Origin of the sequence: Streptococcus sp. DD04, assembly GCF_001578725.1 — a bacterium.
GTDB classification, from domain to species: Bacteria; Bacillota; Bacilli; order Lactobacillales; family Streptococcaceae; genus Streptococcus; species Streptococcus sinensis.
The window spans coordinates 7995-20451 of sequence record NZ_KQ968982.1 but is presented as its reverse complement, the minus strand read 5'-3'; the positions used below and the strand labels follow the sequence as shown (position 1 = coordinate 20451).

Here is a 12457-nt window from a genome sequence, read left to right as displayed (position 1 = left end):
CTCATTTGGTTGAACCAGACGAATATCAAAGTTAGAAATAATATCTCCTTTTGGTCCAGTTTCTTCACCAATCAGACGGACATATGGGGCTTTAACAATGGTATGATCCAGCTCAAAGCTTTCGACAATAACTTCTTTAGACATAAGTTCTCCTTTACGATAAATAGATGAGTGCGAAGCAGAGTCAATCATAAGCTTTCGTATCATATTTTAAAAATCTTCCCCTTGATTATAGCATAAAAAAACTTTACTTTTAAAATAAAAAATTTTATATATTAAATTCTTTTATTTAGCGCCTTTTTAGCGAATAATAGAGAAAAACAGGCCTGTTTTTTTAGAAAAATAGGTTTGTGAATTTTCAGCATTTATGATAGAATAGTATGGAATTTTGAATTCAATAATTAAATAGATTTGGAGTGAAAACATGGGCTTAAATATTATAGCTGTTTTTGTTTTTGCTGCCATCATTGGTTTAGTGATTGGATACGTAGGGATCTCGGTTAAGATGAGAACATCTAAAGATGCCGCAGAACTTACTCTTTTAAATGCTGAACAAGAAGCAACCAATTTACGCGGACAAGCCGAACGCGAAGCTGACTTGATTGTCAAAGAAGCCAAACGTGAAACTAGTTCGCTTAAAAAAGAAGCACTTTTGGAGGCAAAAGAAGAAGCCAGGAAATATCGTGAAGAGGTTGATGCAGAATTTAAGTCTGAGCGTCAAGAATTAAAACAAATTGAAAGCCGCTTGACAGAGCGTGCAAGTAATCTTGACCGCAAAGACGATAATTTAACCAACAAGGAAAAGACTTTGGAGCATAAAGAACAAAGTCTCTCTGATAAAGCTAAACACATTGATGCGCGTGAAGCACAAGTAGCTGAGCTAGAGCAGCAAAAGGAAGCTGAGCTTGAGCGGGTAGCGTCCCTTACTCAAACGGAAGCGCGTGACATTATCTTAGCGCAGACCGAGGATAAACTCTCTAAAGAGATTGCGACTCGTATTCGGGAAGCGGAGCAGGATATTAAAGAGCGCTCTGACAAGGTGGCCAAGGATATCTTGGTGCAAGCTATGCAGCGAATTGCTGGTGACTATGTGGCTGAGCAGACCAACTCAACGGTTCATCTACCTGATGATAGTATGAAGGGGCGGATTATTGGTCGCGAGGGGCGTAATATTCGTACTTTTGAAAGCTTGACCGGTATTGATGTCATCATCGATGACACACCCGAAGTAGTCACTCTTTCAGGTTTTGATCCTGTTCGTCGTGAAATTGCTCGCATGACGATGGAAGCCCTCTTGAAGGACGGACGTATTCATCCGGCTCGCATTGAGGAGCTGGTTGAAAAGAATCGGATAGAAATTGATAATCGTATCCGAGAGTATGGTGAAGCAGCCGCTTACGAAATCGGGGCACCAAACCTGCATCCTGATTTGATGAAAATTATGGGACGTTTGCAGTTCCGTACCTCTTATGGACAGAATGTTCTTCGTCACTCGATTGAGGTAGCCAAGCTCTCTGGAATTATTGCTGGGGAACTGGGTGAAAATGCGAATCTTGCCCGTCGTGCTGGTTTCCTTCATGATATTGGGAAAGCCATTGACCGTGAGGTGGAAGGCAGTCACGTAGAAATCGGGACAGAATTGGCTCGTAAGTACAAAGAGCATCCAATCGTTGTTAATACGATTGCCAGCCACCACGGAGATGTGGAGCCTGAGAGCGTGATTGCAGTTATCGTTGCGGCAGCAGATGCCCTTAGCGCAGCTCGTCCGGGTGCTCGCAGTGAGTCACTTGAGAGCTATATTAAACGTCTACAGGATTTGGAAGAAATTGCTAACGGCTTTGAGGGCGTAAAAAATAGCTTTGCTTTACAAGCAGGCCGCGAAATTCGAATCATGGTCAATCCAGAACGGATCAAAGATGATAAGATTACGATTTTAGCACATGATGTTCGTGAAAAAATCGAAAATAATCTGGAATATCCAGGGAATATCAAAGTCACAGTCATTCGCGAAATGCGTGCAGTTGATTACGCAAAATAATAAAGAAAGCAAGTTGGTAGCAGCTTGCTTTTTCTTTCTTGTGAAGTGCTTACTTCTCCTACTAGGTTTCGGACTGGTCTGCTAACTTTTTGATGAGAACACTATAGAAATAGAGACATTCTCTTGAAATATAAGCATAATTCTGTTACACTAGATAGAAAGATTATGAAGGAGATATGATGACGGAACGAGGCTTATTAATCGTCTTTTCAGGTCCCTCAGGTGTAGGTAAGGGAACAGTCAGACGAGAGATTTTTGAAAGCACTGATAATCAGTTTCAGTATTCTGTATCCATGACAACCCGTCCACAACGTCCTGGTGAGGTAGATGGGGTTGACTATTTCTTTCGCACTCGTGAAGAATTTGAGGAGCTGATTCGTCAGGGACAGATGCTGGAATATGCTGAGTATGTTGGAAATTATTATGGAACTCCACTCACTTATGTAAATGAGACCTTGGATAAGGGTGTGGATGTTTTCCTAGAGATTGAAGTTCAAGGTGCTCTCCAGGTTAAGAAAAAAGTCCCGGATGCTGTCTTCATTTTTCTGACTCCGCCAGATTTAGAAGAATTAAAAGACCGTTTGGTTGGTCGCGGGACAGATAGCGCAGAAGTTATTGCTCAGCGGATTGAGAAAGCAAAAGAAGAAATTGCCTTGATGCGTGAGTATGACTATGCCATTGTCAACGACCAAGTACCTTTGGCAGCTGAACGCGTAAAACGTGTGATCGAAGCGGAGCATTTTCGTGTGGATCGAGTTATCGGCCGCTACCAAGAGATGCTTCCAAAAGATGAAGTACTTATACGATAATTATGTTAGAAATTAGGTAGAAAATTATGATGTTAAAACCGTCTATTGACACCCTGTTGGACAAGGTGCCATCAAAATATTCTTTGGTTATTTTGGAAGCCAAGCGTGCTCATGAATTAGAAGCTGGTGCTAAACCAACTCAGGAATTCAAATCAGAGAAATCAACATTGCGTGCTCTGGAAGAAATTGAATCTGGTAATGTCGTGATTCACCCAGACCCAGAAGGAAAACGTGAAGCAGTTCGCCGACGTGCAGAAGAGGAACGACTGCGCAAAGAAGAAGAAGAGCGCAAAATCAAAGAACAAATTGCCAAAGAAAAAGAAGAGGGTGAGAAGATTTAAGGTTGGGGCTACTCAATCTTATTTTTTTCTATGAATATGGCATTTAGGGAAAGCGGGGTGAGAGTGTGAAAGTTGCGAAGATTATTGTCGATGTTCCTCTGATGCAGACGGACAAACCCTATAGCTATGCGATTCCAGAGGAGTTTTCTGGAATGCTAGAAGCTGGAATGCGGGTGCATGTGCCTTTTGGTAAGGGCGGTCGTTTGATTCAAGGGCTGATTGTTGGCTTGGCGGATGAGGAAGCTGAAGATCTGGCTGGACATATTGGAGAATTGAAAAATATTGCAGAAGTTCTCGACTTTAGACCGGTTCTCAATGCGGAGCAGCTCTGGCTAGCTGACCAGCTGCGCCAATCTGTCTTTTCCTATAAAATTTCCATCCTGAAGGCTATGTTACCTAGTCTTCTCAATTCCAGTTATGACAAGTTGCTTTATCCAACGAATCACCTATCGGCTGATGAACGGCAGGCTATTTTCGGTCAAACAGCTAGTCTTCGTTTTTCTGATTTGGATAAGAAAAGTCAGTCTAAGCTCATGCGGTTGACCCAGACTGGTAAGATTCGCTTGGAATACCAAGCGACCGACCGTAAGCATATCAAGACAGAAACTTGGTATCAGGTGGACAGAGAGAAATTGACTCAGTTTTTGCCTTCTGCCCGAGCGAAAAAGCAGCAGGAACTTCAGACTTATCTGCTGGAAAATCCGCAATCAGGTCTTTTCAAAGACCTACGCAAACTCTTTTCGCCTGCAGTGGTCAACATTTTCTTAGAAAAGGAGCTTCTCCATACAGAGAAGAAAGAGGTCAGCCGGTCTGCTGCGCATTTCCAAAAGGAGCGACAGGATAAAAAGCTGGTTCTCAATGAGGAGCAAGCAGTCGCGGTCGCTGCGATTTGTGAAAAAATCGGTAAAGAAAACGCTCAACCCGTTTTGCTAGAAGGAGTGACGGGGAGTGGCAAGACTGAGGTTTATCTCAAGGTTATCGAGGAGGCTCTCAACCAAGGCAAAACAGCAATTATGCTGGTGCCGGAAATTTCTTTGACTCCTCAGGTGACCGACCGTTTTATCTCGCGCTTTGGCGACAAGGTGGCTATTTTGCATTCAGGCCTATCTGACGGAGAGAAGTACGATGAGTGGCGCAAAGTGGAGCGGGGAGAGGCTCAGGTAGTTGTCGGTGCGCGTTCGGCCATCTTTGCTCCGCTGACAAATATCGGAGCCATCATCATTGACGAGGAACATGAGTCCTCCTACAAGCAGGATTCCAATCCTCGCTACCATGCCAGAGAAGTGGCTCTCCTGCGAGCTCAGTACAATCAATCTGTCTTGGTGTTGGGTTCGGCGACTCCGAGTTTGGAAAGCAGAGCCAGAGCTAGTCGTGGCGTCTATGACTTTTTGCAGCTGACCAGGCGGGCTAACCCACTGGCGCAGATTCCTCAGGTTCAAGTGGTGGATTTTCGAGATTACATTGGGCAAAATGAAGCTAGTAATTTTACTCCTGTTCTCTTAGAAGCTATTCAGGATCGTCTGAAGAAAGGTGAGCAGACGGTTCTTATGCTCAACAGGCGAGGTTATTCCAGCTTTGTCATGTGTCGAGAATGCGGTACGGTGGATACCTGTCCCAACTGTGATATTTCTCTGACCTTGCATATGGATACCAAGACCATGAACTGCCATTACTGTGGTTTTACCAAGGACATTCCGCAAGCCTGTCCTAATTGTGCCAGTCGCAGTATCCGCTACTATGGTACGGGAACGCAGAAGGCCTATGATGAATTGACCACCCTCTTTCCAGAAGCTCGCATTCTGCGGATGGATGTGGATACGACCCGTAAAAAGGGGAGTCACGAAGAAATCCTAGAGGCCTTTGGTCAAGGGCAGGCAGATATTCTGCTGGGAACTCAGATGATTGCCAAGGGACTGGATTTTCCTAATGTGACCTTGGTCGGTGTTCTCAATGCGGATACGGCTCTGAATCTGCCAGATTTTCGCTCTTCTGAACGGACCTTCCAGCTACTGACTCAGGTAGCAGGTCGGGCAGGTAGGGCTGAAAAAGCAGGACAAGTTTTTATCCAGTCTTACAACCCGCATCACTATGCCATTGACTTTGCCAGAAAGCAGGACTATGAAGGCTTCTACGCTTATGAAATGGGAATTCGACGGCAGTTGAGCTATCCGCCTTATTACTATACAGTCGGGCTGACCCTATCCCACAAGGATGAGGAAACGGTAGTCAAGAAATCTTATCAGGTTATGGATATTTTACGGAGTGGCCTGTCGGACAAGGTGCAAATTTTGGGTCCCACACCCAAGCCCATTGCCCGCACCCACAATCTCTATCACTATCAGATTTTACTTAAGTATCGCTTTGAGGATGACCTACAAACTACGCTCAATCGGGTCTTGGAACTAACGCAGCAAGCGGAAAACAAGGACCTGCGCCTTAGTATTGATAATGAACCCCAGAATTTTATCTGATGGCAAAAGTGAGCGAGAGCTGTCAGCTTTGCTCGCTTTTTTGGTATAATAGAAAGAAAAACAGTCGTAGGCGACAGTGGTCTGCGACAGATTTGAGGAAACGACAGTGAAATTAATCTTTATGGGGACACCTGACTTTTCAGCAACGGTCTTAAAAGGCCTGCTGGAAAGGGAACAATATGAAATTTTAGCGGTGGTCACTCAGCCTGACCGAGCAGTGGGCCGCAAAAAGGAGATTCGCATGACACCGGTCAAGGAAGTGGCTTTAGCCAACGGCTTGCTGGTTTACCAACCAGAAAAGTTGGCTAAAAGCGCGGACTTGGAAGAAATTATGAACTTGGGAGCTGACGGAATCGTGACAGCAGCCTTTGGCCAGTTTCTGCCTAGCCGTTTGCTGGATAGCGTTAACTTCGCAGTGAATGTCCATGCGTCTCTCTTGCCCAAATACCGTGGCGGAGCGCCCATTCATTATGCTTTGATAAATGGCGATGAAGAAGCTGGTGTGACTATTATGGAGATGGTCAAAGAGATGGATGCTGGTGATATGATTGCCAGTCGAGCGATAGCCATTGAAGAGTCTGATAATGTCGGAACTCTCTTTGAAAAATTAGCTATGATTGGTCGCGACCTTCTTTTAGAAGTCTTACCAACCTATGTAGCGGGAGAGATTCAAGCCCAGCCTCAAGAACCAGAACTGGTGACTTTTTCACCAAATATCAGCCCAGATCAAGAGCGGATTGATTGGACAAAGACCAGTCGCCAGATTTTCAATCAGGTTCGGGGCATGAATCCTTGGCCGGTGGCCCATACCCTGCTAGCTGGTCAGCGCTTCAAGATTTACGAAGTCAGCCAAGCGGAAGGCAGTGGTCGTCCAGGTGAAATCCTGACGATCAGCAAAAAAGAATTAGTCGTCGCAGCGGGTCAGGGAGCCCTTTCACTAAAAACGGTGCAGCCATTCGGCAAGCCCAAAATGGACATCAAGGACTTCCTCAACGGTCTGGGTCGGAGTTTAGCAGTAGGTGATGAATTTGGAAAGTAAGCAGAAAAGAGCTCGTGAGCTTGCTCTGCAAATTCTGGAAGAAGTCTTTGAAGAGGGCGCTTATTCCAATATTGCCCTCAACAAGGCTCTGAAACAGAGTGCTCTCAGTTCAGCTGATAAAAGCTTGGTTACGGAGCTGGTCTATGGAACGGTCGCTCGCAAAATTAGTCTGGAATGGCAGCTGGCTCATTGGGTGGAAGACAGAGACAAGCTAGATGCTTGGCTTTATATCCTGCTTGAGCTCAGCCTTTATCAGATGCTCTATCTGGATAAAATCCCCCAGCATGCTGTCGTTAATGAAGCTGTTGAGATTGCAAAAGGCCGCAAGCGTGGCAGTGAAAAATATGTCAATGCCATCCTACGGAAGATCGAGCGGGAAGGCGCAGCTGATCCGACCACTATTAACCGCAAGAATAAGCGCTACTCAGTCCAGTATTCTCTGCCGGTCTGGCTGGTTAAGGTCTTGATTGACGAATACGGGGAAGAACGCGCGGAGGCTATTTTTGAAAGTCTCTTTGAACGCAACAAGGCCAGCATTCGAGTGACGGATTTGGCTCGAAAGGAAGAAATTAAAGCAGTTTTAGGTGCGGAAGATTCGCTCTTGGCTCTTTCAGCCTTGGTCAAGAAGCAGGGCCATTTTGCTGGTCATGAGTTCTTTGAAAAAGGCTTGATTACTATTCAAGACGAGTCTAGTCAGCTGGTTACTCCGACCCTGCAAATTGAGGGACATGAGCAGATTTTGGATGCTTGCAGTGCGCCGGGTGGCAAGGCTGTTCACATGGCTTCCTATCTGACGACTGGTCAGATTACAGCCTTGGATCTCTACGACCATAAGCTGGACTTGATTCGTCAAAATGCAGATCGTCTAGGATTAGCAGATAAAATCACAACTCAAAAGCTGGATGCGACCAAAGTATTTGAGACTTTTGGACTAGATGCTTTTGACAAGATTTTGGTGGATGCTCCTTGCTCTGGAATCGGCTTGATTCGTCGCAAACCAGACATTAAGTACAATAAAGAAAATGCAGATTTTCAGAGCCTGCAAAAAATTCAGCTGGATATATTAGACAGCGTTTGTCAAAGTCTACGTAAAGGTGGTATAATAACTTATAGTACTTGCACGATTGTGTCTGCAGAGAATTTTGAAGTAGTCAAGCAATTTTTAGAAAGACATCCAAACTTTGAGCAAGTTAGACTAGAACATGAAAGAGAAGATATCGTAAAAGACGGCTGTATCTTGATTACACCAGAATTATATGGCAGTGATGGATTTTTTATCAGTCAATTTAGGAAGATATCTTAACTGGAGGAGGAAACTGACAGTATGGAAATTTCATTATTAACAGATGTTGGTCAAAAGCGAACAAATAATCAGGATTATGCCAATCATTTTGTAAATCGTGCTGGCAAGACCATGATCATCTTGGCCGATGGTATGGGCGGCCACAGAGCTGGCAATATTGCCAGTGAAATGGCGGTAACAGACTTAGGTGCCGCATGGGTTAATACCCAGATTGACTCGGTGAACCAAGTCCGTGAATGGTTTGCAGAGCACTTGGAAGAAGAAAATCGGCGCATTCACCAATTTGGTCAGGATGAAGAATACAAGGGCATGGGGACAACTCTGGAAGCCTTAGCTATCATTGGTAATCAAGCCATCTATGCCCACATTGGTGATTCACGGATTGGCCTGATTCGTGGTGAGGAATACAGCCAGTTAACTAGCGACCATTCCCTTGTTAATGCTCTTCTAAAAGCCGGACAGATTACACAAGAAGAGGCAGAACGCCACCCGCAGAAGAATATTATCACCCAGTCAATTGGTCAAAAAGATGAGGTGCAGCCCGATTATGGTATGGTAACCTTGGAAGCTGGTGATTATATACTGCTAAACAGTGATGGGCTGACAAACATGATTTCAGGAAGTGAGATCTATGACATCGTGACCAGTGACATCAGTCTGTCTGAGAAAACTCAAACGTTGATTCGCTTTGCCAACAATGCTGGAGGATTGGATAATATCACAGTCGCTCTGGTTCGTTTTGACAAGGAGGATGAGGCATGATTCAAATCGGCAAGATTTTTGCCGGGCGATATAAAATCATCAAGCAAATTGGTCGAGGAGGCATGGCAGATGTCTATCTGGCCAAGGATTTGATTTTGGATGGTGAGGAAGTTGCAGTAAAGGTTCTCAGGACCAATTACCAGACAGATCCTATTGCCGTAGCGCGCTTCCAGCGGGAAGCCAAGGCGATGGCTGATTTAGATCATCCTCACATTGTCCGGATTTCCGATATCGGAGAAGAAGACGGTCAGCAGTATCTGGCCATGGAATATGTAGCAGGACTTGATCTCAAGCGCTATATCAAAGAAAAATCTCCGATTTCAAACGAAGAAGCGGTTAGAATCATGGGACAAATTCTTTTGGCTATGCGCCTTGCGCATACGCGGGGGATTGTTCACCGTGACCTGAAACCACAAAATGTCCTCTTAACCCCAGATGGTAATGCCAAGGTGACAGACTTTGGGATTGCTGTGGCCTTTGCTGAGACAAGTCTGACCCAGACTAACTCTATGCTGGGCTCGGTCCACTATCTTTCGCCAGAACAGGCACGCGGTTCAAAGGCAACAATTCAAAGCGATATCTATGCAATGGGGATTATTTTCTATGAGATGCTGACAGGGCATATCCCTTACGATGGAGATAGCGCTGTAACGATTGCTCTCCAGCATTTTCAAAAGCCATTGCCGTCGATCATTGCAGAAAATCCCAATGTTCCTCAAGCCTTGGAAAATGTGGTTATCAAGGCAACAGCTAAAAAATTAACGGATCGTTATCAGTCTGTTGCTGAAATGTATGTTGATTTGTCGAGCAGTTTGTCTTATGAGCGACGGAATGAAAAAAAACTTGTTTTTGATGATGTTGCTAAAGCAGATACCAAAACCTTACCAAAAATTTCGCCAATTCCTCAGCCGACTGTTTCACCGACAAAAACCTCCATTCTAAAGACTGAGCCAACAGAAGTGGGGAAACCTGATGAAACTCCAGCTCCTGTAAAAAAGAAAGCACAGAAACACCATTTAAGAACCCGATATAAAGTCCTGCTCTTGGCGGTTTTCTTGGTTTTAGCTGCATTTGCAGTTCTGATTTATAACAGTCCTTCGAATACCACCGTTCCAGATGTGGCAGGTCAAACTGTGGCAGAAGCTCGGGCGACTATTGAAGCTAAAGATTTAGTAGTCGGAGAAGAAAAAGAAGAAAACAGTGATTCGGTTGCTTCCGGTCATGTCATTAAGACGGATCCTCAGGCAGGAAGTCAGCGGCGGGAAGGTAGCAAAATAAACCTCATTATTTCTAAAGGCCCCAAGAACCTTATCATGGGGGATTATACAGGTCAAAAATATTCAGCAGCAGTTGAAGATTTGAAGAATAAAAAGGTTTCCGAAAAATTAATAAAAATTGAAGAAGTGGAATCAGAAGATTATGATCCAGGAGTTGTTATCAGTCAGACACCAGCAGCTGGGGCAACGTACGATTTATCTTCAAATGCTCAAATTACCCTGAGAGTTGCAAAAGAGACTAGCACTGTAGAAATGCCAAATTTTGGCAGTCTTCAGTACACTTATGCCAATGCTCGTTCTTACTTAATCGAGATGGGAATTCCGTCTTCGAACATTGAGCGGGTTATTGATCGCTCGGTGGCTTCTAGTCAAGCCGATTTAGTGACCTCGCAGACACCAGCAGCCGGACAAAGTGTTAGTCTAAAATCAACAAAAATCACTCTTTATGTGACAGATGGTACTACTGCAAGCTCGTCAACGAGTTCATCAGAATCGTCATCTAGTTCTCATAGTCAATCAGATGATGATGCACAATCCAGCTCTACTTCATCGTCGAGCAGCAGCTCTAGTCGTTAATAGTTTTCATACATCACTTATGACCATTTTTCTTTGGACATAAGTGATTTATTTTTTTATTTCGTGCCTCAGACGGAGGTTTTTCTTTTTATTTTTGTTAGAATAGAGAGGTACAGAAAGGAAAAGGCTATGTGGAAAGTTCAATTATTCATCTTTGTTGAAACAATCTTATTGGCTATGGCTCTTATCACGATGTTGGCAGCAGATTTTTCGCGTGTTGTTATCATTATGGTCCTTTTTCTCCTGCTTTTATATTATTATTTTGGTAAACAAAAAGGGAATTTTTTATTAGTGGCATCAATGATTATGCTGTTTTTCATTATCATGCTCAATCCTTATGTGATTGCAGCCCTTTTGTTTGCAGTTATTTATGGTTTGATGGTAGCTTACCCATATATTTACAAGGAAAATCAGGAAAGCTATCTGGTTTTTGAAGAAGATGTCGAAATTCAAAGGGATAAAAATCGTTGGCTGGGAGATTTGCAACATTTTTCAAAAGATAATTGTCAGTTTCACGATATTAATCTTTTGCGGTTGATTGGAAAGGATACCGTCCATTTAGAAGATGTTATTTTAGCTAATCATGATAATGTGGTGATTATTCGTAAGGCCTTTGGAGATACCCGAATCATTGTGCCGCTTGACGTGGAAATCCAGCTTCAAATGAATACATTGTACGGGGATTTAAACTTTCTGAATCATCCATCTCGCAAGTTGCGCAATGAAACGATTTCCCTGACAACGCCAGATTATAAGCGAGCGAGTAAAACTGTAAAAATTGTGTTGGTCAGCTTTTTAGGAAATGTGGAGGTTGTCAGAAAGTGAAAAAAACAAGTTACTTGGTCATTTTTCTCTATACCTTCTTTGTTCTAGGGATCATCTTTCATTACATTTTTAATATTTTTAATTTTGAATGGCAAAAGCTCCTAAACAATCTAGAACTTCTGCAGTCTTTTATGTTTTTTGTTGTAGTTCTAGGTCTATCTCTGACTGTTTTATTGATTGCTGCAGCAAAGTTTCTTCAGTTTCTATCCGTTTCTCAGGTTCAAAAAAATGTCAAATACATTTTAGAGGGCAAAGCTTTAGAAGCGACCGGTCAGGTAGAGCTGGACTATTCTTTACTTCAATTGGAAGAAAAAGTGCATACTCTAACTGAGAATTTGCAGAAGTCTGAGAATCAGTCTTTGCAGGCGGAGGAGAAGATTGTTGAGAAAGAACGCAGGCGGATTGCTCGTGATTTACATGACACGGTTAGTCAGGAGCTGTTTGCAGCCAATATGATTCTCTCAGGAGTTGCCGGAAATGTGGAGCGGCTTGATAAAGAAAATCTCCAAGAGCAGCTAAAGGGAATCGCTGACATTCTGGATACAGCACAAAAAGATTTGCGGATTTTACTCTTGCATTTACGGCCGACAGAGTTGGAAAATCGGACTTTAGTAGAGGGCATGGATGTTTTAATTAAGGAATTAAGAGATAAGTCGGATCTGACTGTCCAGTTTAAACACGAGGTTGCCAGTCTCCCCAAGCAGATTGAGGAGCATATTTTCAGGATTATCCAGGAAATGATCAACAATACCTTGCGTCATGCTCAGGCTAATCGTTTGGACATCTATCTTTATCAGACGCGAAATGAATTAAAACTCAAGGTTTCTGATGATGGAATCGGCTTTGAACCAGCTACTTTGGATGAACTGAGTTATGGTTTGAAAAATATTGAGGATCGAGTGCATGATATGGCTGGCAGTCTAAAAATTTTGACAGCTCCGAAAAAAGGATTCTCTATCGAAATCTGTGTTCCGTTATTAGAAGGGGGAAAAGATGAAAATATTACTAGTGGATGA

The 12457-nt window shown here is 43.5% G+C and carries 11 protein-coding genes; 10 read left to right on the top strand and 1 reads right to left on the bottom strand.

Features of this window, described 5'->3' with window-relative positions:
* Positions 1-144, bottom strand: a 144-nt coding sequence (locus STRDD04_RS09620; protein ID WP_197460097.1) for an S-ribosylhomocysteine lyase, incomplete at its 3' end; no start/stop codon positions are given.
* Positions 145-424: 280 nt separating this feature from the next.
* On the opposite strand from STRDD04_RS09620, the gene STRDD04_RS09615 reads away from it, so the two are divergent.
* From STRDD04_RS09615 to STRDD04_RS09570, 10 genes are all read left to right on the top strand, one after another.
* On the top strand, positions 425-2038 hold the full coding sequence (locus STRDD04_RS09615) for a ribonuclease Y (protein WP_037617685.1): 1614 nt from the start codon (positions 425-427) through the stop codon (positions 2036-2038).
* A gap of 176 nt (positions 2039-2214) precedes the next feature.
* A complete protein-coding gene (gene gmk / locus STRDD04_RS09610; RefSeq protein ID WP_187423879.1) occupies positions 2215-2847 on the top strand; it encodes a guanylate kinase in 633 nt (210 codons plus the stop codon).
* Positions 2848-2873: 26 nt separating this feature from the next.
* Complete coding sequence (gene rpoZ / locus STRDD04_RS09605; protein WP_037617682.1) at positions 2874-3188, top strand: DNA-directed RNA polymerase subunit omega; 315 nt, start codon at positions 2874-2876, stop codon at positions 3186-3188.
* A 65-nt stretch (positions 3189-3253) separates the two neighbouring features.
* Positions 3254-5659 carry a primosomal protein N' gene (locus STRDD04_RS09600; protein WP_062201833.1) on the top strand — a complete coding sequence of 802 codons (2406 nt, stop codon included), beginning with the start codon at positions 3254-3256 and terminating at the stop codon, positions 5657-5659.
* 121 nt (positions 5660-5780) lie between these two features.
* Positions 5781-6698 carry a methionyl-tRNA formyltransferase gene (gene fmt, locus STRDD04_RS09595; protein ID WP_062201948.1) on the top strand — a complete coding sequence of 306 codons (918 nt, stop codon included), beginning with the start codon at positions 5781-5783 and terminating at the stop codon, positions 6696-6698.
* The gene (gene rsmB / locus STRDD04_RS09590) at positions 6688-8001 is read left to right on the top strand and encodes a 16S rRNA (cytosine(967)-C(5))-methyltransferase RsmB (RefSeq protein WP_197460100.1); all 1314 of its coding nucleotides are present in this window, start codon (positions 6688-6690) and stop codon (positions 7999-8001) included. Before fmt ends, rsmB begins: the two co-directional genes overlap by 11 nt.
* Before the next feature lie 21 nt (positions 8002-8022).
* Entirely contained in the window at positions 8023-8763 is a 741-nt protein-coding gene (locus STRDD04_RS09585) for a Stp1/IreP family PP2C-type Ser/Thr phosphatase (protein WP_062201829.1), read from the top strand.
* A complete protein-coding gene (pknB, locus tag STRDD04_RS09580) occupies positions 8760-10616 on the top strand; it encodes a Stk1 family PASTA domain-containing Ser/Thr kinase (RefSeq protein WP_062201828.1) in 1857 nt (618 codons plus the stop codon). Before STRDD04_RS09585 ends, pknB begins: the two co-directional genes overlap by 4 nt.
* A 129-nt stretch (positions 10617-10745) precedes the next feature.
* A complete protein-coding gene (gene liaF / locus STRDD04_RS09575) occupies positions 10746-11441 on the top strand; it encodes a cell wall-active antibiotics response protein LiaF (RefSeq protein ID WP_062201826.1) in 696 nt (231 codons plus the stop codon).
* Positions 11438-12457: an envelope stress sensor histidine kinase LiaS gene (locus STRDD04_RS09570; RefSeq protein WP_062201824.1), complete on the top strand. Its 1020-nt coding sequence runs from the start codon at positions 11438-11440 to the stop codon at positions 12455-12457. The genes liaF and STRDD04_RS09570 overlap by 4 nt, the downstream gene beginning before the upstream one ends.